Raw genomic sequence first — 25,064 nt, forward strand, 5'->3', positions numbered from 1 at the left:
ACCTCGCGAACGGCGGAAGGGTCAGGCCACGTCCAGGCGATCGCGTCCGGCGCGCTTGGCGCGGTAGAGCGCCTGGTCGGCACGTTCGAATACGGTATCGGCATCCTCGCCCGGCGCAAAGGCGGCAAGACCAGCGGACAGGGTGATCACCACCCGCTCGCCCTTGAAATGGAAGGGGCAGGCGGCGACGGCGGCGCGTAGCTGCTCGATCAAGGTCACCCCGCCGGCGACCGGCGTGGCGCTCAACAGCACGACGAACTCCTCGCCGCCGAAGCGGGCGATGAAGTCGGTCTTGCGCAGGCGGCGCTGCAATTCGCTGGCGATGATCTTGAGCACCTTGTCGCCGGCCAGGTGACCGTAGCCATCGTTGATGCGCTTGAACAGATCGACATCGAGCACCGCCAGCAGCAGGTCGCCGCCATGGCGTTGCCAGCGGGCCACCTCCAGTTCCAGGCGTTCGCTCCAGGCGGCACGATTGGGCAGCCCGGTGAGGGGGTCGCAAAGGGCCTTCTGTCGCTGTTCTTCGAGATGGCCGCGATACTGCTGGGCCTCGCGCTCCATGCCGGCGACGCGCTCGGTGAGGGCGTTGAATCGTTCGCTGGCTTCCTGCTCGCGGGTCTCGCGCTGGCTCTGCTGCTCGGCCAGGCTGGTCAGCAGGCCTTCCAGTCGGCTGTCGAGGGACAGTTTGAGACTGTCCAGGTCGGTGGCCTCCTGGACCTCGTTCTGCAGTTCGTTGACCTGACCGCGCAGGGCCTCGCCAAAGGCCCGCTCCTGGGTCTGGCCGTCCTGACGCTGGTCGTGGACGTGTTGCAGACCGGTCTGGAAGGCGGCGAGGCGCTCGTTGAGGCGGCGCAGATAGAGCTGGAATTCGCTCTGCCCGGAATGGTTGAGGGCCAGCACCAGTACCGACAGGTCGTCGAGCACCGGTACCAGTTCGTACCAGTTCAGGCTGCCCTGGATGCGCTGGCGCAGGTGCTCGGCCTGGGGCTTGTGGCTGTCGGGCAGCGCCAGGTCGTCGAGCAGGCGCAGCAGGGTGGCTTCCAGATGCGGGGCGATGGCGCTGTAGCCGGGCTCGGGCACCGGTGGCAGGGCATAGGCCGGATCGGCCGGCGCAGGCTCAGCATCGCCGCTGATTTCGATGGCAGCGGCTGGCGGAATGGCCAGCGCTGGCCATTCGGACGTTTCCGCCGGCTCGGCCTGGGCGAGAGGCGCAGCGGTGTCGGGCATGTGCGCCGGTAGCGCCGCTGGCGCCTCTTCCGCATGCTCGCCTCGTCCTCCCAGCAGGCGCTGCAGGAAGCCGGGACGGGCGGGCTGCTCGGGGTGCAGCTGGCTCAGGGCCTGTTGCTGCAGGCGGCTGAACTCGCCGAGCAGCGCGGGCAGCTCGCTTGGCTGGCCGGCGGCGGCCTGGGCGCGCTTGGCAAAACCCTTGAGCGCCTTGCGCTGGTCACGCGGCAACTCCAGGGTCTGCAGCAGCCGGCAGAGTTCGGCAAAGGCCTCGGTTACCTGGCGCGCACGCAATTCCCGGCGCTGCTCGGAATCGAGCACGGTGCGTTCCAGGCGCGGAATCAGCTTGGCGAGATCGGCGTCGCTGTCGTCCCGGCGGAGAATGTCGCGCAATTCGACCAGGCAGGCGTCCACCGCCGCGTCGTTGCCTTCGGCGGCCAGACTGCTGCGCACGAGGCCACGACGCACCAGGTCCAGGCGGTTTTCCCACCGGCTTTCCAGGCGTTCGAGATTCTCGAGGCTCTCCAGGTATTTGTTTTTCCAGCGTTCGACGTCCGCGCGCTCCATCCGCCCGCTCCAAAGGCTTGAGGGTGGCCAGCAGGCAGGCACGACGGGGCGCCCAACCAACTTGATAGTGGCTAGGGTATCGGCGGTTTCGGGGAAAGTTTGAGCAGGACGACCAGAGGCCGCTTGGGCGGGACGAACTGAGGAGCCGCCGCCGCAGGACGCGGCGGCGGATGAAGCTTACTTAGCGGCGCGTTCTTTCTGGATCAGGAAGTCGGCGACCTTCAGGGTTTCGTCCGGACCACCCGAGGAGCCCAGGTCGAAGCGATACTTGCCGTTGACCACCATGGTCGGTACGCCGGTGATCTGATAGGCCATGGCCAGTTTCTTGTCCTTTTCCACCTGACCCTTCACGGCGAAGGAGTTGTAGGTGCTGAGGAACTTGTCGCGATCCACGCCTTGGGTGGCGAGGAAGTCGGCCATCTCTTCGGGGGTGGCGAGCTTCTTGTGCTCCTTGTGGATGGCGGCGAAGACGGCGTCGTGCACCTTGGCTTCCACGCCCATGGCTTCCAGGGTCACGAACAGCTGACCGTGGACGTTCCAGACGCCACCGAACATGGCCGGCACGCGCTTGAAGGTGACGTCGTCGGGCAGCTTCTTGGACCAGGCGTTGAGGGTGGGCTCGAAGGCATAGCAGTGCGGGCAGCCGTACCAGAACAGCTCAACCACTTCGATCTTGCCGGGTTCGGACACCGGAACCGGACTGCTCAGTTCGGTGTACTGCTTGCCGGCCTGGATGTCGTCGGCATGGGCGGCCGCGCCGAACAGACTGGCGGCGGCGAACACGGCGGAGAAAAGCAGGTTGCGCATGGGACTACTCCTGGAAGAAAGCACGCCCACCAACCGGGCATGACGGATTGCGGGCATTGTAGCCGGGTGCATCGCCGCGCCTAGTCGCTGACGCGGTCGAGGCCGGCCATGTTCAGGCTTCGTTCAGGTTGCCAGGAGCGCGGTCCTCGCCCAGCGCATCCGATATACTGCTGGCTTTGCCGCGCGCTCGCGAGTACCCCCATGTCCAGCTTCAAGAATCCCATCGTCGGTCTGTGCCAGCAGGCGTCCTTTCTCATCAGCGCCGCCAAGGTCGATCAGTGCCCGCTCGACAGCGGTCTGGAAGTGGCCTTCGCTGGCCGCTCCAACGCCGGCAAGTCCAGTGCGCTCAACACCCTGACCCACGCCAACCTGGCGCGCACCTCGAAGACGCCGGGACGCACCCAGCTGCTCAACTTCTTCACCCTCGACGAGGAGCGGCGCCTGGTGGACCTGCCCGGCTATGGCTACGCCAAGGTGCCGATCCCGCTCAAGCAGCACTGGCAGGAGCATCTAGAGGCCTATCTGAGCAGCCGCAATTCGCTCAGCGGCGTGGTGCTGATGATGGATATCCGCCATCCGCTGACCGAATTCGACCGCCTGATGCTGGACTGGGCCCAGGCCAGTTCCATGCCGCTGCACATCCTGTTGACCAAGGCCGACAAGCTGGCCTTCGGCGCGCAGAAGAACGCCCTGCTCAAGGTGCAGCGCGAGGTGCGCCAGGGCTGGGGCGATACCGCCAGCATCCAGCTGTTCTCGGCGCCCAAGCGCCAGGGGATAGAGGATGCCCAGCGCGTGCTGGCCAGTTGGCTGGGTCTCGACGAGCCCGCCGCCGAGGCATAAAAAAACTCCGGACTTCCATCGGGGGAGGGGAGAAGTCCGGAGTTCAAGACTGGACCGCCACAGCAGGGGTCCAGCATCTGCCAACACTAAACAGCAAAGGAGCAGAACGGTTATCCGAACCGTTCAGCAATTCAGACGGGGCGCCTCGAGAAAGGTTCGCCCCGCCCGTGCAGAAAGCCAGCGCCCTGACTAGCGGCCGCTGGCGAGCCCCAGACCCTCGTCGGCGCCCAGGTGCACGTTCATGCACTGAACCGCAGCGCCCGCGGCGCCCTTGCCCAGATTGTCCAGGCGCGCTACCAGCGTCATCCGCTCGGCATTGCCATAGACGAAGAGGTCGGCGCGGTTGGTGTCGTTGCTGGCCTGGACGTCGAAGAAGCCATTGTCCAACTCCTCCTCGGCAGCTACCGGCGCCACCCGAATGAAGGCTTCGCCGTCATAGTGACGGGCCAGCGCCGCCTGCAGGTCGGCCGCGCTGGTGCCCGGGCGCAGCTGGCTGGCGTGCAGCGGGATGGTCACCGCCAGGCCCTTGAGGAAGGGGCCGACGATGGGGCTGAACACCGGCGCGGCGGCCAGACCGCTCTGCACGCGCATTTCCGGCAGGTGCTTGTGGCCCTGGCCCATGGCATAGGGACGCGGACTCAGCAGGCGCGCCTCGCCGCCGGCTTCGTAGGCGGCGATCATCTGCTTGCCGCCACCGCTGTAACCGGTCAGGGAAAAGGCCGACAGTGGGGTGTCCGGGGCCAGCAGACCGGCATCTACCAGCGGCCGGGCCAGCAGGATGAAGGCAGTGGCGTGGCAGCCGGGGTTGGCGATGCGCTTGCTGGCGCGTAGCGCCTCGCGCTGACCGGGGGCCAGCTCGGGCAGGCCGTAGGTCCAGCCGCTGTCGGTACGGAAGGCGGTGCTGGCGTCGATGATGCAGGTGTTGGGATTGGTCACCAGGCTCACCGCTTCGCGGGAGGCGGCATCGGGCAGGCAGAGAAAGGCCACATCGGCGGCATTGAGGAAGCGCGCGCGCTCGGCCGGGTCCTTGCGCTTGCTCTCGTCGATGCGCAGCAGTTCGATGTCCGAACGGCCGGTCAGGTAGTCCAGCAGACGCAGGCCGGTGGTGCCTTCCTGGCCGTCGACGAAAACTTTGAAGCTCATGGCGGTGCCTCTCGCGAATGGGCGCTGAAAGGGTCGATTGTAGCGACTCGGGCAGATCAGGCATACGCCGCAGGGCGGGGATACAGCCGTGTGCCTTCCAACCAGCGCAGTCCGCCGTGCTAGAGCGGTCCGGACAGGAGCGACAGGTACAGATTAAAAATTTTTAATTTTGTACGGATACAGTGTCGCGTAGCTGTAAGTGGTTCGCTCCGGTGCCAGCGGCGAAGCTGAGACTCCTCTGCCACCTCGCTGGATCTCGCCATGGATCGCTTATCGCCCGGTATCGCCCTTGCCCGTTTCGTCATTCACCGGCGTGGATTACGCCACCTGTGCGAGCTGCTCGTCCGCTGGCGATCGCGGGTCCAGAGCCGACGGCAACTGCAGCAACTAGACAGCCGCGCCCTGGCCGATCTGGGACTGAATCTCGCGGATCAGTACCGCGAAGGCGGCAAGCCCTTCTGGCGGGAGTGAAAATCTGCGCCGAAGTGCGACTTCCTCGGGCTGGCGGTAGTCTCAGTCAAGCCTATCCAGACGGGAGTCCCCCATGAAAACCCTGCACCTGGGCGCCGCCGCGGCGCTGTTCTGCCTGTCCACCGCCGCCTCGGCGTCGAGTTTCTATGTCACCACCGACATCATCGTCAACGCCATCGACGCGACGTCCGACACCACCTCGTCCATCACCGGCTCCTTCAAGAACGACAAGCTGGTCCAGGAAGCCCGTGACGATGCGGCCACCTACGTTGGCAGCGCCGGCGACATCCGCGGCGTACGCCTGGAAGCGGCGCTGGACCACCTGCGCAGCCAGGCGCCCGAACTGCGTCAGGCCAGTGATGACCAGCTGGCCCAGGCGATTCTCGCCATCTGACGCGCAACACCGCGATACCCCCGTACCCCGTGGCTGCTAGCCCGGAACGGGGGGCTGCGTTAGCCTTGGCGACCATCTGCCACCGGAGGGTCGTCATCCATGCATATCCGTCGTTCTGCCGCGCTGTTGCTCGGCCTCTGTCTCGCCACGCCGGTCCTGGCGTTCGACTCCACCACCGAGGGTCTGGTCAAGACCATCTACGGCACCAGCCAGCTCACCACCGGCCCCTTCCAGAACAAGTTGGTCCTGGCGGCCCGTGACGATGCCGCGGCTTTCGTCGCCACCGACGGTGCCCTGCGCGGTGCCCAGCTGGAAGAAACCTTGAGAGCCCTGCGCGCGGCCGATCCGGCGCTGCACGCCTCCGACCGGGAACTCGCCCAGGCGATTCTGAGTCAGTAGTCCGTTTCAATTCCGTGACATCCCTGGAGTATCCATGCGCCGTTCCCTGCTTATCGCCGCTGCCCTGACCCTGGGCGTTTCGAGCCTGGCTCAGGCCCAGACCCTGGTGGCCACCAGTAACATCGTGGTGCGGGCGCTGCAGCGCAGCATCGACTTCACCTCCGACACCACCACCTCCATCCGCGACGCCAAGATGATCCAGGCCGCGCGTGGCGATGCCGCCAGCTTCGTCGCCACCGACGGCGACATCCGTGGCGTGCAGCTGGAAGAAGCCTTCCGCAGCCTGCGCGACCAGTTCCCGGCTGCGCGCCAGGCCAACGACCTGCAGCTGGCCCAGGCCATCCTGGCGCTGTGAAGAACCGCGCCGGCCGGCTGCGGCAGTGGCTGGCTGGCCTTGCGGCCGGCCTGGCCCTTGGCGGGGCCCAGGCCGCCCTGCACCTCGAACTCGACACCCAGGGCCTGACGCCCGCGCAGATCCAAGCGACCCAGCAACTGCTGGCTGAAGCCCAGGCCCTGCTGCCACCCAAATTCAAGGCGGCGCTGGATGAGCGCATCCCGGTACGCTGGAGCAGCGAGCTGCTGGAAGAAGCCTATGGTGAGGCGGATCGGCGCAACCTGCTGCTCAATCGCCGCCTGCTGCCCAGTCTGGTGGACGGCAGCGACACCCGCATCCAGACCGGCCGCCCCCACGGCACCCAGCACCGCGAACTGCTGGCCACGGTGCTGCACGAGCTGACCCACTTCTATGACCGCGAGCGCGTCTGGACGCCCGAGCAGCGCCAGCTGATCCTCTCCTGCGGCGGCCTGGGGCTGACCTCCGACCAGCTGCCGGTGAAATGCCAGGGCCAGGCCGGGCGCAGCTACACCCTGTCCGACGATCCGCGGCTGCTGGACCTGGCCGGTTGGCAGGTGAAGACGCGCAAGCATGGCAATCGCGAGTCCAAGAACCTCTTCATCGCCCGCAGTCCCGATCTCTATGAAGTCACCAACCCGAAGGAATTCGTGGCGGTGAACATGGAGTACTTCCTGCTCGACCCGAGCTACGCCTGCCGGCGGCCGGCACTGCAGCGCTACTTCGCCGAGCACTTCGGCTGGTCGCCGGCGCACGATGCCTGTCCGGGGCGCTATCCCTATCTCAACGCCGGCAACGACTTCGGCGAGGCGCCCCTGGGTTGGCTCGATCCGGAGCGGGTCTATGCGGTCGACTACCTGCTGGCCGAGGGCAACGAGAAGGTCATGAGCCGCTGGGGCCACAGCATGCTGCGCCTGGTGGTCTGCGCCCCCGGTCGGCCACGCGGCCCGGATTGCCGGCTGGACCTGCAATACCACCTGGTGCTGTCGTTCCGCGCCTTCGTCAACGACGTCCAGCTCTCCAGCTGGCGTGGCCTGACCGGCTCCTATCCCTCGCGGCTGTTCGTGCTGCCGCTGGCCCAGGTGGTGGACGAGTACACCAAGGTGGAGTTGCGCGGCCTGCAATCGGTCCCGCTCAAGCTGACCCGCCCGGAGATCGCCGACTTCCTCGAACGTACCGCTCAAGTGCACTGGAGCTATGACGGCCAGTACTACTTCGTGACCAACAACTGCGCGGTGGAGACCTTCAAGCTCCTGCACGACGGGGTGCCGCGCCTGGCCGCTGCCCAGCTCGATGTCATCACCCCCACCGGGCTGATGGACGCGCTCAGGTTCAAGGATCTGGTGGACACCTCGGTGCTGGACGATCCGCGCGAGGCGCTGCGGCTGGGCTATCGCTTCGACAGCTTCCGCGAACGCTTCCAGGCGATGTTCAAGGTGGCCAGGGAGCGCCTGAACCTGCCCCAGGCGGACGTCGAGGCCTGGCTGGCGCTGACCCCGCAGCAGCGTCGCGAGCAATTCCAGCGCGCTGATCTGCGCGCCAGCGCCGCCTTGCTGCTGCTGGAGCAGGCGGCCTATCGCCGGGCGCTGCTGCAGGCGCAAACCGAGCTCAAGGATCGCTACCTGGGTCAGGATGCCGTGGACAAGGCGCGCTTCGGCAAGGCCGGTGGCGCCCTGGAGCAGATCCTCAAGGACAGCGGCTACCTGAGCCGCCCCGCCGAGCTGCTGGGCACCGACGGCTACGGCCTGCCGCAACCAGGCGAGTGGGAACAGCTGACCGCCGAGAGCCAGAAGCGCCAGGCGCACCTGCGCAGCCTCAGGGACACTCTCAACAACGAGGTCCGCCAGCTGCTCTCGCCGGAAGCCCGCGACGGCCTGGACCTGACCGAAGCCAACCTGGACCTGCTCGGCAAGCACTTGCGCGAGCTGAACAAGGCCAGCGGTGGGCTGGAGCTGAAGTAGGGCGGTTGGGGACTGTTGGGCTTCGCGTAGCTCAACCCAACCTACGGAGCCTGCGTAGGTTGGGTTGAGACGGCTTTATCGTCGAAGCCCAACGGCCAGCGGTGACGAGCATCGTTGGGCTTCGCCTTGCTCAACCCAACCTACGAGACCTTACGTAGGTTGGGTTGAGGCAGCTCTATCGTCGAAGCCCAACAGCCCAAACATCCGCTAGCGCTGCGGCGCCTTGCCCTGGGGTTTGGCGGGTGCCGGGGGTTGCGGGCGTTCCAGCAGGGCCAGCAGCTGTTCCGGCGGTACCTCCTGGCCGTTGAGCATCAGCCGCCCGGCGCTATAACTCAGGGTGGCCACCAGATCCTCGCCTTCGGCCTTGAGCAGGCCGCTGTTCAGGCCGATGCCGGCCAGGGCTTCGGCGGTGGCCTGGGCTTGCTGCTGCATGGCCGGCTGGGTGCGCTGGGCGCCCGTCTGGAACAGGACGCCATCCACCAGGCTGCCCCGCGCCACCGACAGGCGCGCCTCGAGACCGGCCAGCAGTTGGGCCGCGAGTTGCTCCGGTGGCAGATCGTAGGTCGCCGGCTTGGCCAGGGTCAGGTCCAGGCGCAGGTGGTTGCTGCCGCCGGGGGTATCGAAGCGCAGGTCATCCACCACCAGTTGGGGGCGCGCGGCGAGCACATCGCCGAGGTGCTGCTGCAGGGTCGCCTGGGTGGTGGGATCGAGACCCTGCTCGGTATCCAGCTGCAGGTGCTGCAGCAGCGCATTGAGCTGAGCCAGGGCCGGGCTGTCGAGATTGCTGTAGTGACTGCTCAGACTCGCCTTGCCCAGGGTCTGGCCGGCGATGTCGAGTCGACCGAGGCTGGCATTAAGCGTCCCCGCCAGCTGCTGGCCCTGTTGTTGGGTGTCGCCCTGGAGCTGCAGGTCCCGCAGCTCCACCGCGGGCTTGCCGGGCATGGCCAGCAGCAGGCGCCCCAGGCGCAGCTGACCCGGGCCCAGCCAGAAGCCATCGGCATTGCGGCGGTTGTCGCCGGTCAGCCCGAAACCTTCGGTCTCCAGCTTGGCCCAGCCATCCGGCGTGCGCACATTGAGGCTGAATTGGCCGACCGTGCTGTCCAGACGCAGTCGGCTGGCCTCCATGTCAGTGTGGAAGGTGGCGTTCAGACCGGAGAAGGCCACCGCGCCCTGGGGCTGGTCCAGGTGCAGGGCGGCCAGGGTCAGGCCGCCGTCCACCGCACGGTCGTAGCCCAGGGTGGCGTCGAGCTGCACGGGTTCGGCGCCCTTGGCCAGGGTGAAGAGATCGGCCGTGAGCGGCGTACGCGCCAGGGTAAAGCGGTTGACCGCCATGACCGGCGCCAGCTGCAGGGACTTGAGGCGGGTCAGGGGGAAGGGACCGTGCTGGATGTCGTCGAGCACCCGCAGTACCTCCACGGGCGGCCGATCCTCGGCCTGTACGGTCAGGCTGAAGGTGGCGGTGCTGCTGAAGACACCGCGTTGCAGCTCGACCAGCTGCAGCTGCAAGGGGTACTCGGGCAGTTGCGCCTGCAAGGCTACCTGGGCCTGGCGCGCGGCCTGGCGCAATTCGCCCTCCAGCCGGGTGCCGGTGTACCAGGCGCCCCCTACGGCAGTGCCGACGGCGACCAGGGCCACACCGGCGAGGGTGGTGAGTAATGGTTTCTTCATGGCGACCAAATCCCTTTGTATAAGGCACACGGCGGCCTGCGGCCGATTGGAAGCGGAGTGTACGAGAGCGCCGGGTGGATGCCGAGGGGGCGCAGCGGTGATCCGCTCGTATGGCTGCAGACTGTGATCGCTTTCCGCCGGCACAGCCTCCAAGTCGACGACCAGCTCTGCTGGGTGCTAGCGTGCCGCGATCCCCACTGCCGGAACCTCCGCCATGACCGTTTTCCCGTGCCTGCCTGCCGTTTCCATCCGTTCACTGCCGGAGGTGCCGGCATGAGCAGTCAGCGTCCGGTCGATGGCCTGCAACTTCCCGCCGAACTCCTGGCTCGCGCCGAGGCGCTACTGGCCCAGGGTGGACGTCGCCTGCTGGGCATCGCGGGCACTCCGGGCGCGGGCAAGTCGACCGTGGCCGAGTTGCTGGCGGCGGCGCTCGGCGCGCGCGCCGTGGTGGTGCCCATGGACGGCTATCACCTGGCCAATCGCGAGCTGGCGCGTCTGGATCGCGCGCAACGCAAGGGCGCGCCGGACACCTTCGATGCACGCGGCTATCGCGCCCTGCTGCAGCGGCTGAAGACGCCGGTGGCCGGGGAGACCGTCTATGCGCCGCTGTTCAATCGCGAGATCGAAGAGCCCATCGCCAATGCCATCCCGGTCCCCGCCGAGACCCAGCTGGTGATCAGCGAGGGCAACTACTTGCTGCTGACCCAGGCGCCCTGGAGCGATGTCGCCGAGGTGTTCGACGAGTGCTGGTACGTGCGCGTCGATCCCGCGGAGCGTCGCGAGCGGCTGGTCGCCCGCCACATGCATTTCGGCCGCAGCCGCGCGGACGCTGAGGCCTGGGTGGAAAGCACCGACGAGCCCAATGCGCGACTGATCGACGGCGATAGAGCCCGGGCGGATCTGGTAGTGGAGTGGCGGGGCTGAGGCAGCCTGTCTCGGCGGCCAGAAGAAACGGCTAGAAACCGCCGCCAGCATCCAGCCAGGCCTGTTCCTCCGGCGTATTGAGCCGCCCCAGCGCCCGGTTGCGGTGCGGGAAGCGACCGAAGCGAGCGATCACCTCCAAGTGGGCCTTGGCATAGCGCCGGTAGTGCTCGATGCCCAGATCCTCGAACAAGGCGAGCGAGCGCTGCTGATCGGCCAGGGCTTCGGAGTGTTCGAACGGCAGATAGAAAAAGGCGCGCAACTCGGCTTCGACCTGCTGATCCAGGCCGGCGTCGATCGCCTGGCGCGCGTGCCTCAAGGCCAGGCCGTCGGTGGCGAAGGCGTGGCCGTTATGACGATAGATATTGCGCGGGATCTGATCGAGCAGCAGGCACAGGGCCAGGGCGCCTTCGGCGCCGGTGGCCCAGCCGTCCAGTTCCCCGCGGCTGGCGGCCAGATGCGCGGCCTCGAAGCGAGTGCGGCATTCGGCGTCAAAGGCAGGGCCGCCATTGAACCACTGGCGCCGGCCGGCGGTGCGCCAGAAGGAGACGATCTCGGCTGGATTCATTTCCTGCTCCCTGTCTGATCGGGTTCCACGTGGAACCCCTCAGCCCCGGCCCACATAGGGCATCTTGGTCGCCATCACCGTCAGCGTCTGAACGTTGGCGTCCAGTGGCAAGCTGGCCATGTAGCGGACGGCGTCGGCGACGTGTTTGACGTCCATGCGTGGCTCCACCGCGGTGCTGCCGTCGGCCTGAAGCACGCCACTCGCCATGCGCTCGGTCATCTCGGTGGCGGCGTTGCCGATGTCGATCTGGCCGCAGGCGATATCGAAGGCGCGACCGTCCAGAGCCAGGGCCTTGGTCAGACCGGCCACGGCGTGCTTGGTGGCGGTGTAGGGCGCGCTGAAGGGCCTGGGCGTGTGCGCCGAGATGGAGCCGTTATTGATGATGCGCCCGCCACGGGGCGACTGCGCGCGCATCAGGGCGAAGGCGGCGCGGCTGCAGAGGAAGACGCCGGTGAGGTTGGTGTTGACCGCCCGGTGCCAGGCGTCCAGCTCCAACTCGTCGATGGGCACCGCCGGGGCGCCGACGCCGGCATTGTTGAACAGCAGGTCGAGACGGCCATAGGTGTCGCGGATGCGGGCGAACAGGGCCTCGACGCTGGCGGCATCGGTGACATCGCAGGGTACCGCCAGGGCTTCGCCGCCCTGTTGCCGGGCCTCTTCGGCGAGGGCCTCCAGGGGTTCGGCGCGACGGGCTGCCAGGACCACGCGGAAGCCGTCCGCGAGCAGGCCGAGGGCGACGGCGCGGCCGATGCCCTGGGAGGCACCGGTGACGAGGGCGATGGGACGAGCGGTGGTCATGGGGCGGTCCTTGGCGGCGAGGGGAGCTGCCAAGGCTAGCAGGTGAGGAGGGAGGGTGGGTGAACCTCGCCCTCACCCTAGCCCTCTCCCGGGGGAGAGGGGATCGTTGCGGTGTGTTGGGGGGTAAGAGGTCACCGGTAGCTCCAGTGGCTCCTATGGGCTCACCGCAGCTTGAAGTCGGTCGCCACCAGGATCGCCTGGCCGGAGGGTCGCGCGCGCAGGCGGTCGAGATAGGCGGCGAGGCGAGGCCAGCTCGCCTGCCAGCGGAGTTCCGGCAGGGGCTCCAGGTAGTCCAGCATGGGCGCCAGCAGGGCGTCGGGCAGGCTGAACTCGGCGCCGCAGAGAAAGCGCTGGTCGCCCAACTGGCGATCGAGCACGCCCAGGGTCGCGTCGACGGCGGCCAGGGCGCGCTGCTGCTCTTCCGGCGTGCGGAAGGGCTCGGGTCGTGGCCCGGCGATCCGCAGCAGATAGCGGCGGACCAGATGGGTATCCACTGTGGTCAGCAGGGCACTGCTCCAGGCGTCCTGCTCCGGATTGCCGCCGCGCTCCGGCGCGAGTTGACGATCAAGATGGCGGCAGATGGCGAGGGTCTCGAAGATCCGTTGCTCGCCATCGAGCAGCACCGGCACTTGGCCGAAGGGATGTAGCGCCAGGTGGGCCTCGCTGCGCCAGGCGATGGCCTGGCCACCCGGGGCGAGGCCACAGGGCAAGTCCAGGCCGCGCTCCAGAGCATGGAGGCGCACGCTGCGCACCAGGGTGCTGAAGGCGGGGCCGAAGAGATAGGGCGTCATGCTGCAGGCTCCTTGCAAAGAAGGCTGCATGCTGGCAAAGGAGACCTTATGTTCAAGAACATAATCTGGAGCAACCATGGCTTGGCCCCTTGATCAGCGCGCGCAGACCCGCCAGCGCATCCTCGACAGCGCCGCCCGCCTGTTCGCCCTCCGGGGCTTCGATGCGGTCGGACTCGATGACCTGATGGCCGATGCCGGTCTCACCCGCGGCGCTTTCTATCACCACTTCCGCACCAAGACCGAGGTCTATGACCAGGCCATCGCCCATGCCGCCCAGGTCGGCAGCGCCCGGCTCGACAGTCTCGGCGGCTCAGGCCTCGGCCAGCTGGTCCACCATTACCTGAGTCGCGAGCATGCCGAGGGCGATTCGCTGCGCTGTCCGCTGGCCTTTCTGGCGGCCGATGTCACCCATCGGGAGGCCGCCATCCGTGGCAGCTATACGCGCTTCTTCGCGCGCTTCGTCAGCCGGCTGGAACGGGATCTGTCGGGGCCGCCGGCGCAGCGGCGCGCCCGGGCGCTGCAGCTGGCCACCACCCTGATCGGTGGCGTGGCGCTGGCGCGGGCGCTGGACGACGAGGGCCTGGCCGAGGAGTTGCTGGCGGCCTGTCGCCAGGGCGGTCAGGGACTGCTGGAAGAGGGCGATGATTTGGCAGCGGCAGCCGGCTAGGCGACACTGGCGACTCTTTCGTCCACCGGAGTCACCCATGCAGATTCGCCCCTTCGTAGCCGCCGATTTCGATCAGGTCTGGCCGCTGATCCAGCAGGTCGCCCAGGCCCGGGAGACCTACGCCTACGACCCGGACATGAGCCGCGACGACGCCTGGCGACTATGGGTGGAATTGCCCAGGACAACCTTCGTCGTTGAACGCGATGGCCAGATTCTCGGCAGCTACTACCTCAAGGCCAATGCCATGGGCCCGGGCGATCACGTCTGCAATTGCGGCTACATGGTCGCTCCCGCCGCCCGTGGCCAGGGCGTGGCCGGTGCTCTCTGCGAGCACTCCGTGCAGGTGGCTCGCGAACTGGGCTTCCAGGCCATGCAATTCAACTCGGTGGTGGCCAGTAACCAGGTGGCGGTGCGGCTCTGGCAGAAACACGGCTTCGAGATCGTCGGTACCCTACCCAGGGCCTATCGCCATGCCAGCCTGGGGCTGGTGGATTGCTATGTGATGTATCGCTGGCTAGCGGACTAGCGCCACTCGCTCAACACGGCTTTCAGCGAGGCCGGCAGCATGGGGCCGTGGCCCAGGCCTGCGAGCACCTCGTAGCGCACCTGGATGCCGGGTATCTGCCTGAGGCGGTCGGCCAGGCGCCGGGTGGCATCGGCAGGGACCTCGCTCTGGAAGTGCGCGGGCAGCTCGCGTTCGGCGCCGCCCTGCAGCAGCACCAGGCGGGCCGGGTGCGCCTTGAAACGCTCCTTCAATTGCTCGTCGTCTTGCGGCAGCACGGTAGGGCTCCACCACAGCGAGGGGCTCACGGCGTAGCCCTGGGCGAAGGCGTCGGGGCGGGTGAGCAGGGCGTGGAGGACGAACAGCCCGCCCAGGGAGTGACCCCAGAGCGCGCGCTGGCCATGATCCAGCGGCACCTGACGGCCAACTGCCGGTTCCAGGCGGTCCAGCAGCCAGGCGAGAAAGACGTCGGCGCCACCGGTGGCCATCTCGCGAAAACGTTCGCTGGTAGGCGCCGACGGCGTGTAATCGTAGGCCCGTCCGGGGCCGTCGATGCGCTTGCCGCCCACATAGCCCACCGCGACCAGCACGGGCGGATGGGGCCGTTTGACCAGGGTGTCGAGCAACTCGGCGTTCAGCCCGCCCAGGGCGGCGTTGCCGTCGAGCAGATAGAGCACCGGATAGCCAGCGGCTGGTGCCGGGGTGGCGGGTCGGGCGATCCATACCTGGTAGTGGCGGGCGCCGTCGACGGAATCCAGCTGGAGTTCGCTGAAGGCATAGCCGTGGCCTGGCTGCTGGAGCACCTGGGCATCCATGGGCTGATCGATGGGACGGGCCTGGCCGGGAGCGGCGAGGGCGAGCAGCAGCGGCAGGGCCAGCCAGGCGCTCTGACGGGCGAAACGGGACGAAAGCGGCATCAGCGAACAAGACTCATTTCCAGTGGAGCAGTCGAGCCTACCGATCTCTGCCCCCGGTCGCCATACTGGCCAGTATCCCCGCCGCCCAGGACACCCCATGCATCACCCCCATCTGCTGTTCGATCTCGATGGCACCCTCACCGATTCGCGCCTGGGCATCACCCGGGCGATCCAGGTGGCGCTGCGCGCCGAGGGCATCGAGGAGCCCGATCTGCACAAGCTGGAGGTCTTCATCGGCCCGCCGCTGCTGCAGAGTTTCATGACCCACTACGGCTTCGACGAGGCGCGGGCCTGGCGCGCGGTGGAGGCCTATCGGGGGTATTTCCGCGCCACCGGTCTCTATGAGAACGAGGTCTATGCGGGCATCCGCGAGTTGCTGGCCGAGCTGCAGGCGGCCGGGCGGCGGCTCTATCTGGTGACGGCCAAGCCGCGGGTGTTCGCCGTGGAGATCCTCAGACATTTCGCCCTGACGGAGTTCTTCACCGCCCTGCATGGCAGCGAGCTGGATGGCACCCGCACCGACAAGGCCGAGCTGCTGCGTTTCGTGCTGGAAACCGAAGGCCTGGCGCCGGAGACCTGCCTGATGCTGGGTGACCGCGAGCACGACCTGATCGCCGCCCAGGCCAACGGTGTGGCGGCGGTGGCCCTGGGCTATGGCTTCGGCAGTCGGGAAGAGCTGGAGCGCCACCGCCCGGCCTTCCACTTCCACAGCGTGGCGGCCCTGCGCCAGGGCTTCGGCCTCTAGTGGAGCGTACCGACCTGCGCGGCCTGGGCCGGCAGGTCGAGGGGCGCGCGGATCAGCCGCAGGTGGCGGTTTGCACTACCAGACTGGCGCTGGTGGTGATGGTCAGGCGCTGGGAATTGAAGTCCATGGTCATGGGGTCCTGCGGACGGACCACGCGGACGACCTGGGCACCGGCGCGCTGACGGCCTTCCTCGGCCAGGGCCGGGGAGAGGGCCTTGCCAACCAGATCCTGGACCGCATCAGAGTTGCACCGGCCACTGCTGCTGACGGCGCCGCTCGTGGTCGAGGAGGCCGCCGGGCTGTCCTGGGTTTCATGCGAGCTGCAACCGGCCAGCAGGGTGAAGAGGGCGGCACTGGCCAGCAGGAGAGGGGACTTGGAGCTCATGAGTTCGCCTTTTCGATCGTGGGGGAAGGAACCTTAACCCGTACGGGCCTCTGCATGGACCCCTCTGGAGTGGGCATTGTTACAAATCGCGAGTCAGGCGACGTTGATAGCCACAGGTGACCAGTCATCTCCCAGGGATAAAGTTAACAAATATAACGTTCGGTAATCGGCCAAATTCGGGTGGCACGGCTTGATCCATTTTTGGCATCGACCATCATCGAACCAGGGCCATACGGCCTCTTACGGTGATGACAACAACAAGAAAGGAACACCCGCCATGTCAGCTCGCTATCCCGCCGCTTTCCCTCCTGACGATCAGCCGATCCGCGCCCGCTAGGCCCTGATCCTCGCGCCCCAAGGCGCTTCCGCTTCCTTCGTCAGGACTCACACCATGTCGACATCGCGCTCGCCCCAGGCCTGCGCACGGGCCCGCTCGTGCCTCGCCTTTGCCTCTCTCGCCTCCCTGCTGGCCAGCCAGGGCGCCTTCGCCGCGCCTTCCACCACCCTGGAAAGTGCCCGCCCCAAGCCCCTCAACAGCCTGGAGACGGCGCGTCCCCTGCCGCCCGGGCCGCCGCGCTGGGCCGAGGACTATCGCTTCCTCGACGATCCGGCCAAGCGCACCGATCCCTTCGACGGTCTGCGTTACCAGCGCCTCGGCGATTCGGCCTGGCTGCAGACCGGCGGCGAGGCGCGCTATCGCTTCGACAGCATCCGCAATCCGGTCTTTGGCCGGCGTGGGGTGGATACCGATCACTACATTCAGCAGCGCCTGCAGCTGCACGCCGACCTGCACCTGTTCGACGACGCCGTGCGCGGCTTCGTCCAGCTGGAAAACACCCGCGCCTGGAACAAGGCGCTCTACGGTCCCTACGACCAGAGCCGCACCGAACTGCACCAGGCGTTCATCGACCTCAACACGCCGCTGGCCGGCGGCAAGCTGATGACCCGCATCGGCCGCCAGGAGCTGGGCTACGGCAACCAGGCCTTCGTCACCTACCGCGACGCCCGCAACATCCGCCTCAACTTCGACGGTCTGCGCCTGGCCTGGAGTCGCCCGGACGGCTACCGGCTGGACGCCTTCGGCCTGAGGCCCGTGGTGACCGGCGAGGACAGCTTCGACGACGGCTCCAACAACGCGGTCAAGTTCTATGGCCTCTACGGCACCCTGCCGCTGGCCGGACCGCTCAGGCTGGATGTCTACGGCTTCGGTCTGGAGACCGATCAGCGCACCCTGGACGGTCTGACCGGTGCGGAAAAGCGCTACACCGCCGGCATCCGCCTGTTCGGCAACGCCGGTCCCTGGGACTGGAGCTGGGACCTGGCCGGGCAGGGCGGGCATCTGGCCGGCGCCCAGATCCGCGCCTGGGGCCTGAGCAGCGAAACCGGCTATCGCCTGGGCGGCGCCTGGAAGCCGCGGCTGGCCCTGCGGGTGGACGCCGCCAGCGGCGATCACGCGCTGGGCGACGACCGCGTCGGCACCTTCGATCCGCTCTATCCGAAGAATGGCTTCTATGGCGACTCCGGTCTCACCACCCTGGCCAACCTCTATCTGGTCGGCCCGCTGCTGACCCTGGCGCCGCGACCGACCCTGCAGCTGGAAAGCGGGCTGTTCGGCGTCTGGCGGCAGAGCACCGAAGACGGCGTCTACCTGCCGGGCATGACCACGGTGCCGGGCACCGCGGCCAGCTCGGCGCGCAAGGCCGGCACCCTCTGGCGCAACAACCTGCGCTGGATGCCCACCGCCAACCTGACCCTGGACCTGGAGTACAGCTACTTCCAGGCCGGCGCCGCCGTGCGCCAGGCCGATGGCGACGACACCAGCTTCCTGATGGCCGCCACCACCTTCCGCTTCTGAGGAGTCCACCATGCGCCTGCTCTCGACCGTTCCGCCCGGGGCCCGCCTGACCCTGCTGCTGTGCTTCATCGTCGCCCTGCTGGAGGGCATGGACCTCCAGGCCATGGGCATCGCCGCCCCGGCCATGGCCAAGGCCTTCGGCTTCCAGCCGGGGCAGATGGGCCTGGTGTTCAGCGCCAGCATCCTCGGCCTGCTGCCCGGCGCCTTCATCGGCGGCTGGTGCGCCGATCGCATCGGCCGCAAGAAGGTGCTGATCGCCTGCGTGCTGATCTTCGGGGTCTTCTCGGTGGCCACCGCCCATGTCTGGAGTCTGGAGAGCCTGCTGCTGGCGCGGCTGCTCACCGGCATCGGCCTGGGCGGCGCCCTGCCCAATCTGATCGCCTTGTCCGCCGAGTCGGTGGACGAGCGCGCCCGCGCCACGGCGGTCAGCCTGATGTACTGCGGCGTACCCCTGGGTGGCGCCCTGGCGGCGGTGGTGGGGTTGCTGGACGTCGGCCGCTGGCAGACGGTGTTCTATGTCGGCGGCCTGGCGCCGCTGCTGGTGGCGCCGCTGCTCGGACGCTACCTGGCGGAGACTGCCGGCTTTCTGCGCACGCGCGGTGGGCCTCAGGCAAGCGGGCCGCGCGGGGCCTGGCTGGGCGCCATCCCGCTGTCGACCACCCTGCTGCTGTGGCTGGGCTACTTCTTCACCCTCACGGTGATGTACATGCTGCTCAACTGGCTGCCCTCGCTGCTGGTGGGCCAGGGCTTCAGCCGCGGCCAGGCGGTGGGGGTGCAGATCCTCTTCAACCTGGGCGGCGGCATCGGCTCGGTGCTGTTCGGCCTGCTCATGGATCGCTGGCGGCCACGGCTGACGGTGCTGGCCATCTACCTGGGCATCCTGCTGGGTCTGGCCGGGCTGGGTCTGGCCAAGGCCTATCCGCTGGTGGCCCTGGCCGGTTTCGCCGCCGGGCTGTTCGTGGTCGGCGGCCAGCTGGTGCTCTATGCCCTGGCGCCGCAGCTCTATCCGGCGGCGGTACGGGCCACCGGGACCGGTGCGGCGGTGGCGGTGGGGCGCCTGGGCGCCATGGCCGGCCCCTTGCTGGCCGGCCAGGTGCTGGCCGTGGGCGGGGGTGCGGCGACCCTGGTGGTGGCCACCACCCCGGCGGTAGTGGTGGCGGCGGGCGCGGTGCTGGCCCTGCTGCAACGGCGGACGGCGGCACCCGCGGCCACCGCCCGCGTGGAGGCTCCCCGTCATGCGTAGCCTGCTGCTGGTCACGTTGCTGATGCTGACCGGCCTGGCCCGCGCGGCCACGGCGGACGGCGATCCGGCCACCGCCACGCCACCACCATTGCAGCTCGAACCCCTGGCGCGTTTCGAGGTAGCCCTCGACGCCCCGGTGTGGGAGCTGGGCCAGACCAGCGACCTGGGCAAGCGGCGCATCATCCCCATCACCGGCGGTCGCTTCGATGGCCAACGCCTGCACGGACGGATCCTCGACAACGGCGCCGACTGGCAGGTGGTGACCGCCGATGGCCTGGCCATCATCGACACCCGCTATCTGCTGCAGACCGACGATGGCGCCCTGATCTATCTGCAGACCAAGGGCTATCGCTACGGCCCGCCGGAGGTGATGCGCGAGCTGGCCGCCGGCAAGCCGGTGGACCCACGGCGCTATTTCTTTCGCGTCACCCTGACCTTCGAGACCGCCGCCCCGGCCTATGCCTGGCTCAACCGCGCCATTGGCGTGGGCAGTGCCATGCGCCTGGGCAAGGCGGTGGTCTACGACGCCTATCTGCTGCAATAGAGGAGTACCCGATGGCTAGCGGAATGAGTGCGCTCTACGACGATGTCCTGCTGCTGGATGGCGTGCGCACGCCCTGGACCGATCTGAATGGCGCTCTGGGGCAGGTATCACCCACCGACCTGGGTATCGCCGTGGCCCGGGGGCTGCTGGCGCGCGGCCACGCCGCCGGGGCGGTGGATTCCGTGCTGGCCGGCTCGGTGGCCCAGGCCAGCTTCGATGCCTATCTGCTGCCACGCCATATCGGCCTCTATGCCGGGGTGTCCGAGGCGGTGCCGGCGCTGCAGGTGCAACGGGTCTGCGGCACCGGCCTGGAGCTGCTGCGCCAGGCAGGCGATCAGTTGCAGAGCGGCCAGGCCAGCCGGGTGCTGTGCGTGGCGGCCGAGTCCATGACCCGCAATCCCATCGCCGCCTACACCCACCGCAGCGGCTTTCGCCTCGGCGCGCCGGTGGAATTCCACGACTTTCTCTGGGAGGCGCTCAAGGACCCGGCGGCCGGGCTGGACATGATCGCCACCGCCGAGCGCCTGGCGCAGCGCCACGGCATCGCCCGCGAGGCTGTGGATGCCTGGGCGCTGCGCAGTTTCGAGCGCGCCCTGGCGGCCCAGCGCCAGGGCTGGTTCACGGAAGAGATCGTGCCGGTGGCGGCGGCCCATTTCGAGGCCGAAGGCCTGGCGCCGCGGGAGTTGCGCCTGTCGCGGGGCTGCGCGGTGGTCGAGCATGACAGCCATCCGCGCGAGACGTCGCCGGAGGCCCTGGCGCGGCTGACGCCGGTACATCCGGGCGGCGTCCAGACCGCCGGCAACAGCTGCGCGGTGGCCGATGGCGCCGCCGCCGTGCTGCTGGCGCGGGGCGCGACCGCCGCGTCGGCACGGGCACTGGCCTGGGTGCGCGGCAGTTGCGTGGTAGGCGTGCCGCCGGACCTCATGGGTAGCGGGCCGGTGCCGGCCATCCAGGGCCTGCTCGACCGCGCCGGCCTGACCCTGGACGCCATCGACCGCCTGGAGATCAACGAAGCCCAGGGCGCCCAGCTGCTGGCGGTGCAGCAGGCCCTGGAGCTGGATCCGGCGCGCCTCAATGTGCACGGCGGCGCCATCGCCCTGGGTCATCCGCTGGCCGCCACCGGGCTGCGCCTGGCCATCACCCTGGCGCGTCAGTTGCGCGCCGAGGGGCTCAGGTATGGCGTGGCGGCGGTGTGCATTGGTGGCGGGCAGGGGATGGCGGTGTTGCTGGAGAATCCGGGGTGGCGAGGGTGCTAAGGCGTAGGGGGTTGGCCAGGGCGCGCCGGATCACCCCCGCTCTCTGGGGGAGAGGGTTGGGGTGAGGGGATCGGCTCTGGTGTGTTGGGCTTCGCTGTGCTCAGCCCAACCTACGAGGGTGTGGGGCACGCCGGATCGCCCCCTCTCCCTGGGGAGAGGGTTGGGGTGAGGGCAGCCCCTGCTCCGACCTACGAGGCCTCCGCCTGCGGCACGACGAGCGGCGGGAAATGGATGGCCACCCGCAGGCCCTGGCCGCCTGCTGCGGTGGCCAGTTCGATGCCGGCGTCGTGGGCGGTGGCGATGTCGCGGACGATGGCCAGCCCCAGACCGGTGCCGTGGATGCCGCTGTCGAGGCGATAGAAGCGCTCGAAGATGCGTTCGCGCTCCGCCTCGGGAATGCCCGGGCCGTCGTCTTCCACCTCCAGTACCGTCGCTCCGGCCTGGCCACGCAGCCGCACCGTGACCTGGCCGCCGCGCGGGGTGTATCTGAGGGCGTTGTCGACCAGGTTGTCGAGCAGGTCGCGCAGCTGAAAGGCGTTGCCCTGCACGGTCTGCGGCTCCAGTTCGTAGCCCAGGTCGATGCCGTGGCCATCGGCCTGGGACAGCTGGCTGGGCATGGCTGCGCCGATCAGCTCGTCCAGCCGCAGGGGTTCGCGTGGCGGACTTTCCAGGCGTGCGGTGGCGGCGCGGGCCAGGGTCAGCAACTGGTTGGTCTGGCGGGTCATGCGCTCGGTGGCGGCCTGGAGTTGCGCCAGGGCCGCGGCGCTTTCAGCATCCCCGGCATGGCGCTGGCGCAGCCACTGGGTCAGGGTGCTGATGCCGGCCAGCGGGGTGCGCAACTGGTGCGCCATGTCATCGAGAAAGGCGCGCTGGTTGCGTGCGCCCTCGCGGATGCGCAGCAGCAGGCCGTTGAGCGCGGTGACGAAGGTGCCCAGTTCGCGAGGCGCACCCTCTTCGCGCAGTGGCGCCAGGTCATCGTAGTGGCGGCTGTCGAGCTGGCGCTCCAGCCGTTCCAGGGGCTTGAGGCCCCGGCGCACCGCCCAGAGCAACTGGGCGGCGATCAGCAGGGCGACCAGGATCTGCACCGCCACCAGGGTCAGCACCATGCGCTGCAGGGCGGCGGTGTGGCGACTCAGGGTCTGGGCCACGCTGGCCACCACCGGTTGCCCGGCTACCGCGCCGAGGCGGCCGACCATGAACACCGAGCGGTCGTTGATGCGGGTGCGCAGGGCGGTGGTATGGCCGTCGCGCATCTCGTCGGTGATCTCCTGGACGGGCATGGCCTCATCGCCGAACAGCAGCTGGCCATCGAGGGTGCGGACCGCCAGCCAGACGTGGTCATGACTGTTATGGCGCAGCAGGTAGTCGGCTTCCGTCGGTAGCCACAGGCGGCCGTTGCCATCCACCTCCAGTTGTTCGAGCAGCAGGATCACCGCATCGGTGAGATCGCCGTCCAGGGCGCTGAACGCCGGTTTGCGGGCGAACTGATAGCTGACCACCGCGCCGGCGAGGTTTACCAGGAGCACCGGCAGCACCAGCCACTTGAGCAGCCGCCGGCGCAGGCTGGGCGCGGTGGCGGTCATGGCGCGGCTTCTTCCAGGCGATAGCCGAAGCCGCGCACGGTACGGATGCCGACCCCGGAGTCGGCCAGTTTCAGCCGTAGCCGCGAGACATAGACCTCCACGGCGTTGTGGGTCAGGTCCTCGCTGCCCCAGGGGGCCAGGGCGTCGATGATCTGCTGCTTGGAGACCACCTTGCCGGCCTGGCGCAGCAGGTGTTCGAGCACCGCCCACTCGCGGGCCGAGAGATCCAGTGAGGTGTCGCCAAGGCGCGCCTGGTGGGCGGCGGTGTCCAGGCGCAAGACGCCAAGGGTGAGGTCGGCGCTGTTCTGGCCACCGGCGCGACGGACCAGCGCCTTGATCCGCGCCACCAGCTCGGGCACGGCGAAGGGCTTGACCAGGTAGTCGTCGGCGCCCACCTCGAAGCCATGTACCCGGTCGTCGATGGCGTCGCGGGCGGTGAGCAGCAGCACCGGCTGATCGCTGCCACGCTGGCGCAGACGGCGGACCACCTCGAAGCCGTCCAGGCCACCGGGCAGGCCGATGTCCAGCACCACCACGGCGAAGCGGGTGGTGCGCAGCCAGGCGTCGGCCTCGGCGCCGGTGCGCAGGAGGTCGACCTGCATGCCATGGCCTTCCAGGACGCGGCGGATACCGTCGGCCAGGGTGGCGTCATCTTCGACGAGCAGGATGTGCATGTAGGGTCCTTGGATTCAACGCGGTTCGGTCGCCGTGCCGCCGATTATGCACAGGCTCTCAGCGCGGCAGGGTGCAGAAATCGCCTAGCGCTCGCACCAGGGCCAGGCGGTGGAGATCATCGGGGCGCGCGGCGGCGAGATGGGCGGCGAGGGCGCGATCCAGCTGCGCCGGGCAGTCCGCGGCGGCGCGCAATTCGCCGGTGGCGGCGAGACCGCCGAGCAGCCTGGCCTGGAGCTCGTTCAGCTGGGTCCTGAGTGCCGTGAGGTCCGTCGTGCTGGCGGGCAGCGGCTGTTCGTTGCGCCGCCATGCCTGCAGCAGGCCGTATTGCACCAGCTTGTTGGCTTCCATCTGGGCGGCGAAAAAGGTCTGGGCGGTGGCCGGGGAGACGCTGGCGGCGGGCGCGGCCTGGGCGACGTCCTGCAGCACCTGGCGTTCGCGGACTTCGTCCAGCACCGGCTTGCCGCTGTCGTGCTTGCTGCGGGCCACCTGATCGGCCAGCGTCAGGCGCTGGGCCATGGCGTCCAGCAGGGCCGGCAGCGGTGCCGGCGCGGCCTGGGCGCCGAGGGCGAGACTCAACAACGGCAAGGCGAGCCAGCGAATACCCGACATGACGGACCTCCAGGGCAGGGGAAGGGCACCGAAGCTCGCACGGGGTCGCGGAGTGGTCAAGCTGGCCGGGGCAGGGCGGTTGCAAGGGAATGAGGGAGTGGGGCGGCCCTCACCCCAGCCCTCTCCCAGGGGGAGAGGGGGCGAAGCGGGCGTCTGGCGTAGGATGGAAGACCGCGGAGCGTTTTCCACGCGGGTGCCGTGTCTCCGTGGATGAGGCTGCGCCGTCATCCACGCTACGGGATCGACCGCAGGCGGAGCCTGTGGCTTTGGTAGGTTGGGTTGCGACGGCTCCATCGTCGAAGCCCAACACGGCGGCGTCGAGCGTATGCCGGAGCGGCGCCCTCACCCCAACCCTCTCCCAGGGGGAGAGGGGGTAGAGCGGCGCGGGTGCCGTGCCTCTGTGGATGAGGCTAGGCCTCCTGCGTCGCCCGTACCTCGGCGGTCAGGGCCTGGAGGCGGGCGTCGAGGGCGCTCAGGGCGCCGGCGTCGGCGGCGGTGTCCAGGCTCAGGCGCAGGGCGGCCAGCACCAGCAGCTCGATGGCATCACCGCGGCGGCGATCGCCCTGGATGGCGACCAGTTCGTCGCGCAGGCGGGCGGCGGCCTGTTGCAGGGCGGCGCGGTCGCCTTCGGCCACCTTGAAGCGGTAGCGGCGACCGAGCACCTCCACCTCGTCGTCGGCGCCCGCGTTAGCGGTCTTCACTCGACGCTGGCCGCGTGGCGCTGCTCGGCGTCGGCGGCTACGGTCTGCTCCACCGACTGCGCGGAGAGCAGGGCCAGCAGGCCTTCCACGCGCTGGCGGGTGCTGGCGCCGTGTTCTTCCTGCTCCAGCAGACTCAGTTGCAGGGTGTCGTTTTCCTCGCGCGCGGCCAGCAGGGCCTGCTCCAGTTCCTGGGTGCGGGCGGTCAGGCGCTGGTTGCGCTGCAGCAGGTCGCGGATGGCGGTTTCCAGTTCGCTCAGGGTGTTGTCCAGCATGGGCGCGGTCGTCTCTCGTGTCAGGTTCGGGACTGCCAGGGAGGCAGGGGTCAGCATTCTAGGCCTCTCACCGACCACCGGCACCCCATTCGTCGTGGGCTAAGCCCTTGTTTTGCCAAGAGGTTCACGGGGGCGGTCAGTGAGCTGACCGGCTGTCAGGCAGTTGTCAGGTTGCGCTAAGGGGGCCGTAAGGCAAGACGCCTTAG

General features: G+C 68.6%; 28 protein-coding genes. 14 read left to right on the forward strand and 14 right to left on the reverse strand.

The features are described from left to right. Positions 1-21 precede the first annotated feature (21 nt). Together AX284_RS07895 and AX284_RS07900 are read right to left on the reverse strand one after the other, a co-directional pair. On the reverse strand, positions 22-1,791 hold the full coding sequence (locus tag AX284_RS07895; protein WP_068384516.1) for a GGDEF domain-containing protein: 1,770 nt from the start codon (positions 1,789-1,791) through the stop codon (positions 22-24). 177 nt (positions 1,792-1,968) lie between these two features. Further along, on the reverse strand, positions 1,969-2,598 hold the full coding sequence (locus AX284_RS07900) for a thiol:disulfide interchange protein DsbA/DsbL (protein WP_017639243.1): 630 nt from the start codon (positions 2,596-2,598) through the stop codon (positions 1,969-1,971). 201 nt (positions 2,599-2,799) lie between these two features. Here AX284_RS07900 and yihA point away from each other — a divergent pair, with 201 nt between their 5' ends. Beyond that, on the forward strand, positions 2,800-3,438 hold the full coding sequence (yihA, locus tag AX284_RS07905; RefSeq protein WP_017639244.1) for a ribosome biogenesis GTP-binding protein YihA/YsxC: 639 nt from the start codon (positions 2,800-2,802) through the stop codon (positions 3,436-3,438). Positions 3,439-3,627: 189 nt separating this feature from the next. Here the strand turns inward: yihA and argC are convergent, their stop codons facing one another. After that, on the reverse strand, positions 3,628-4,581 hold the full coding sequence (gene argC, locus AX284_RS07910; RefSeq protein ID WP_017639245.1) for an N-acetyl-gamma-glutamyl-phosphate reductase: 954 nt from the start codon (positions 4,579-4,581) through the stop codon (positions 3,628-3,630). A gap of 261 nt (positions 4,582-4,842) precedes the next feature. Between argC and AX284_RS07915 the strand changes: the two genes are divergently transcribed. From AX284_RS07915 to AX284_RS07935, 5 genes are all read left to right on the forward strand, one after another. Further along, positions 4,843-5,052: a DUF1127 domain-containing protein gene (locus tag AX284_RS07915; RefSeq protein WP_064307700.1), complete on the forward strand. Its 210-nt coding sequence runs from the start codon at positions 4,843-4,845 to the stop codon at positions 5,050-5,052. 73 nt (positions 5,053-5,125) lie between these two features. Then, a complete protein-coding gene (locus AX284_RS07920) occupies positions 5,126-5,446 on the forward strand; it encodes a DUF2388 domain-containing protein (RefSeq protein ID WP_007160027.1) in 321 nt (106 codons plus the stop codon). A gap of 99 nt (positions 5,447-5,545) precedes the next feature. Beyond that, entirely contained in the window at positions 5,546-5,845 is a 300-nt protein-coding gene (locus AX284_RS07925) for a DUF2388 domain-containing protein (RefSeq protein ID WP_037006567.1), read from the forward strand. A 34-nt stretch (positions 5,846-5,879) separates the two neighbouring features. After that, positions 5,880-6,200 carry a DUF2388 domain-containing protein gene (locus AX284_RS07930; RefSeq protein ID WP_007160025.1) on the forward strand — a complete coding sequence of 107 codons (321 nt, stop codon included), beginning with the start codon at positions 5,880-5,882 and terminating at the stop codon, positions 6,198-6,200. Next, on the forward strand, positions 6,197-8,158 hold the full coding sequence (locus AX284_RS07935) for a DUF7844 domain-containing protein (protein WP_068384518.1): 1,962 nt from the start codon (positions 6,197-6,199) through the stop codon (positions 8,156-8,158). Before AX284_RS07930 ends, AX284_RS07935 begins: the two co-directional genes overlap by 4 nt. 207 nt (positions 8,159-8,365) lie before the next feature. Here the strand turns inward: AX284_RS07935 and AX284_RS07940 are convergent, their stop codons facing one another. Then, complete coding sequence (locus AX284_RS07940) at positions 8,366-9,826, reverse strand: YdgA family protein (RefSeq protein ID WP_068384520.1); 1,461 nt, start codon at positions 9,824-9,826, stop codon at positions 8,366-8,368. Positions 9,827-10,099: 273 nt separating this feature from the next. Between AX284_RS07940 and AX284_RS07945 the strand changes: the two genes are divergently transcribed. Further along, positions 10,100-10,750, forward strand: coding sequence for a nucleoside/nucleotide kinase family protein (locus AX284_RS07945; protein WP_064307703.1), 651 nt, complete (start codon positions 10,100-10,102; stop codon positions 10,748-10,750). Between the two features lie 31 nt (positions 10,751-10,781). Here AX284_RS07945 and AX284_RS07950 read toward each other — a convergent pair whose 3' ends face one another. The 3 genes from AX284_RS07950 to AX284_RS07960 form a co-directional block, all read right to left on the reverse strand. Further along, positions 10,782-11,315 carry a DUF924 family protein gene (locus AX284_RS07950; RefSeq protein ID WP_068384522.1) on the reverse strand — a complete coding sequence of 178 codons (534 nt, stop codon included), beginning with the start codon at positions 11,313-11,315 and terminating at the stop codon, positions 10,782-10,784. 39 nt (positions 11,316-11,354) lie between these two features. Continuing rightward, entirely contained in the window at positions 11,355-12,113 is a 759-nt protein-coding gene (locus AX284_RS07955; protein WP_068384524.1) for an SDR family oxidoreductase, read from the reverse strand. Between the two features lie 161 nt (positions 12,114-12,274). Then, entirely contained in the window at positions 12,275-12,904 is a 630-nt protein-coding gene (locus tag AX284_RS07960; protein ID WP_068384526.1) for a glutathione S-transferase family protein, read from the reverse strand. Between the two features lie 76 nt (positions 12,905-12,980). On the opposite strand from AX284_RS07960, the gene AX284_RS07965 reads away from it, so the two are divergent. Then, the gene (locus AX284_RS07965) at positions 12,981-13,571 is read left to right on the forward strand and encodes a TetR/AcrR family transcriptional regulator (RefSeq protein ID WP_068384528.1); all 591 of its coding nucleotides are present in this window, start codon (positions 12,981-12,983) and stop codon (positions 13,569-13,571) included. A gap of 37 nt (positions 13,572-13,608) precedes the next feature. Continuing rightward, the gene (locus AX284_RS07970) at positions 13,609-14,097 is read left to right on the forward strand and encodes a GNAT family N-acetyltransferase (RefSeq protein WP_068384530.1); all 489 of its coding nucleotides are present in this window, start codon (positions 13,609-13,611) and stop codon (positions 14,095-14,097) included. Here AX284_RS07970 and AX284_RS07975 read toward each other — a convergent pair. After that, the gene (locus tag AX284_RS07975; protein WP_068384532.1) at positions 14,094-14,990 is read right to left on the reverse strand and encodes an alpha/beta hydrolase; all 897 of its coding nucleotides are present in this window, start codon (positions 14,988-14,990) and stop codon (positions 14,094-14,096) included. The genes AX284_RS07970 and AX284_RS07975 overlap by 4 nt on opposite strands. Positions 14,991-15,087: 97 nt before the next feature. Between AX284_RS07975 and AX284_RS07980 the strand changes: the two genes are divergently transcribed. Further along, positions 15,088-15,735: an HAD hydrolase-like protein gene (locus AX284_RS07980; protein ID WP_064307710.1), complete on the forward strand. Its 648-nt coding sequence runs from the start codon at positions 15,088-15,090 to the stop codon at positions 15,733-15,735. Positions 15,736-15,787: 52 nt separating this feature from the next. Here the strand turns inward: AX284_RS07980 and AX284_RS07985 are convergent, their stop codons facing one another. Further along, positions 15,788-16,120 carry an I78 family peptidase inhibitor gene (locus tag AX284_RS07985; protein ID WP_017639258.1) on the reverse strand — a complete coding sequence of 111 codons (333 nt, stop codon included), beginning with the start codon at positions 16,118-16,120 and terminating at the stop codon, positions 15,788-15,790. A 391-nt stretch (positions 16,121-16,511) separates the two neighbouring features. Here AX284_RS07985 and AX284_RS07990 point away from each other — a divergent pair, with 391 nt between their 5' ends. Genes AX284_RS07990 through AX284_RS08005 form a run of 4 tightly spaced genes read left to right on the forward strand, consistent with a single transcriptional unit; the run spans position 16,512 to position 21,018 of the window. Beyond that, positions 16,512-17,975, forward strand: coding sequence for an alginate export family protein (locus tag AX284_RS07990; RefSeq protein WP_017639259.1), 1,464 nt, complete (start codon positions 16,512-16,514; stop codon positions 17,973-17,975). A 10-nt stretch (positions 17,976-17,985) separates the two neighbouring features. After that, on the forward strand, positions 17,986-19,218 hold the full coding sequence (gene mhpT, locus AX284_RS07995) for a 3-(3-hydroxy-phenyl)propionate transporter MhpT (RefSeq protein ID WP_017639260.1): 1,233 nt from the start codon (positions 17,986-17,988) through the stop codon (positions 19,216-19,218). Next, positions 19,211-19,762, forward strand: coding sequence for a DUF3237 domain-containing protein (locus AX284_RS08000; RefSeq protein WP_017639261.1), 552 nt, complete (start codon positions 19,211-19,213; stop codon positions 19,760-19,762). Before mhpT ends, AX284_RS08000 begins: the two co-directional genes overlap by 8 nt. Before the next feature lie 23 nt (positions 19,763-19,785). Continuing rightward, positions 19,786-21,018 (forward strand): thiolase family protein, encoded by a 1,233-nt coding sequence (locus tag AX284_RS08005; RefSeq protein WP_017639262.1) that lies wholly within the window; start codon positions 19,786-19,788, stop codon positions 21,016-21,018. A gap of 188 nt (positions 21,019-21,206) precedes the next feature. On the opposite strand, the gene AX284_RS08010 is transcribed toward AX284_RS08005, so the two are convergent. From AX284_RS08010 to AX284_RS08030, 5 genes are all read right to left on the reverse strand, one after another. After that, positions 21,207-22,601 carry a sensor histidine kinase gene (locus tag AX284_RS08010; protein WP_017639263.1) on the reverse strand — a complete coding sequence of 465 codons (1,395 nt, stop codon included), beginning with the start codon at positions 22,599-22,601 and terminating at the stop codon, positions 21,207-21,209. Further along, positions 22,598-23,275 carry a response regulator transcription factor gene (locus AX284_RS08015; RefSeq protein WP_068384534.1) on the reverse strand — a complete coding sequence of 226 codons (678 nt, stop codon included), beginning with the start codon at positions 23,273-23,275 and terminating at the stop codon, positions 22,598-22,600. Before AX284_RS08015 ends, AX284_RS08010 begins: the two co-directional genes overlap by 4 nt. Positions 23,276-23,333: 58 nt before the next feature. Beyond that, on the reverse strand, positions 23,334-23,885 hold the full coding sequence (locus tag AX284_RS08020; RefSeq protein WP_068384536.1) for a chorismate mutase: 552 nt from the start codon (positions 23,883-23,885) through the stop codon (positions 23,334-23,336). 410 nt (positions 23,886-24,295) lie between these two features. Beyond that, positions 24,296-24,586: a cell division protein ZapA gene (zapA, locus tag AX284_RS08025; protein ID WP_017639266.1), complete on the reverse strand. Its 291-nt coding sequence runs from the start codon at positions 24,584-24,586 to the stop codon at positions 24,296-24,298. Next, positions 24,583-24,858: a hypothetical protein gene (locus tag AX284_RS08030; RefSeq protein WP_017639267.1), complete on the reverse strand. Its 276-nt coding sequence runs from the start codon at positions 24,856-24,858 to the stop codon at positions 24,583-24,585. The genes zapA and AX284_RS08030 overlap by 4 nt, the downstream gene beginning before the upstream one ends. Positions 24,859-25,064 lie beyond the last annotated feature (206 nt).

This window comes from Pseudomonas sp. HUK17, assembly GCF_001566765.1.

Coding starts and splice junctions, on each gene's coding strand:
- AX284_RS08015 (WP_068384534.1), bottom strand. CDS start 23,275: ATGCACATCCTGCTCGTCGAAGATGACGCCACCCTGGCCGACGGTATC.
- AX284_RS07955 (WP_068384524.1), bottom strand. CDS start 12,113: ATGACCACCGCTCGTCCCATCGCCCTCGTCACCGGTGCCTCCCAGGGC.
- AX284_RS07965 (WP_068384528.1), top strand. CDS start 12,981: ATGGCTTGGCCCCTTGATCAGCGCGCGCAGACCCGCCAGCGCATCCTC.
- AX284_RS07950 (WP_068384522.1), bottom strand. CDS start 11,315: ATGAATCCAGCCGAGATCGTCTCCTTCTGGCGCACCGCCGGCCGGCGC.
- AX284_RS08030 (WP_017639267.1), bottom strand. CDS start 24,858: ATGCTGGACAACACCCTGAGCGAACTGGAAACCGCCATCCGCGACCTG.
- AX284_RS07915 (WP_064307700.1), top strand. CDS start 4,843: ATGGATCGCTTATCGCCCGGTATCGCCCTTGCCCGTTTCGTCATTCAC.
- AX284_RS07975 (WP_068384532.1), bottom strand. CDS start 14,990: ATGCCGCTTTCGTCCCGTTTCGCCCGTCAGAGCGCCTGGCTGGCCCTG.
- AX284_RS07980 (WP_064307710.1), top strand. CDS start 15,088: ATGCATCACCCCCATCTGCTGTTCGATCTCGATGGCACCCTCACCGAT.
- AX284_RS07960 (WP_068384526.1), bottom strand. CDS start 12,904: ATGACGCCCTATCTCTTCGGCCCCGCCTTCAGCACCCTGGTGCGCAGC.
- AX284_RS07945 (WP_064307703.1), top strand. CDS start 10,100: ATGAGCAGTCAGCGTCCGGTCGATGGCCTGCAACTTCCCGCCGAACTC.
- AX284_RS07900 (WP_017639243.1), bottom strand. CDS start 2,598: ATGCGCAACCTGCTTTTCTCCGCCGTGTTCGCCGCCGCCAGTCTGTTC.
- AX284_RS07985 (WP_017639258.1), bottom strand. CDS start 16,120: ATGAGCTCCAAGTCCCCTCTCCTGCTGGCCAGTGCCGCCCTCTTCACC.
- AX284_RS07920 (WP_007160027.1), top strand. CDS start 5,126: ATGAAAACCCTGCACCTGGGCGCCGCCGCGGCGCTGTTCTGCCTGTCC.
- AX284_RS08020 (WP_068384536.1), bottom strand. CDS start 23,885: ATGTCGGGTATTCGCTGGCTCGCCTTGCCGTTGTTGAGTCTCGCCCTC.
- AX284_RS07990 (WP_017639259.1), top strand. CDS start 16,512: ATGTCGACATCGCGCTCGCCCCAGGCCTGCGCACGGGCCCGCTCGTGC.
- AX284_RS07970 (WP_068384530.1), top strand. CDS start 13,609: ATGCAGATTCGCCCCTTCGTAGCCGCCGATTTCGATCAGGTCTGGCCG.
- AX284_RS07925 (WP_037006567.1), top strand. CDS start 5,546: ATGCATATCCGTCGTTCTGCCGCGCTGTTGCTCGGCCTCTGTCTCGCC.
- AX284_RS08010 (WP_017639263.1), bottom strand. CDS start 22,601: ATGACCGCCACCGCGCCCAGCCTGCGCCGGCGGCTGCTCAAGTGGCTG.
- AX284_RS07930 (WP_007160025.1), top strand. CDS start 5,880: ATGCGCCGTTCCCTGCTTATCGCCGCTGCCCTGACCCTGGGCGTTTCG.
- mhpT (WP_017639260.1), top strand. CDS start 17,986: ATGCGCCTGCTCTCGACCGTTCCGCCCGGGGCCCGCCTGACCCTGCTG.
- AX284_RS07895 (WP_068384516.1), bottom strand. CDS start 1,791: ATGGAGCGCGCGGACGTCGAACGCTGGAAAAACAAATACCTGGAGAGC.
- AX284_RS07940 (WP_068384520.1), bottom strand. CDS start 9,826: ATGAAGAAACCATTACTCACCACCCTCGCCGGTGTGGCCCTGGTCGCC.
- AX284_RS08000 (WP_017639261.1), top strand. CDS start 19,211: ATGCGTAGCCTGCTGCTGGTCACGTTGCTGATGCTGACCGGCCTGGCC.
- argC (WP_017639245.1), bottom strand. CDS start 4,581: ATGAGCTTCAAAGTTTTCGTCGACGGCCAGGAAGGCACCACCGGCCTG.
- yihA (WP_017639244.1), top strand. CDS start 2,800: ATGTCCAGCTTCAAGAATCCCATCGTCGGTCTGTGCCAGCAGGCGTCC.
- AX284_RS08005 (WP_017639262.1), top strand. CDS start 19,786: ATGAGTGCGCTCTACGACGATGTCCTGCTGCTGGATGGCGTGCGCACG.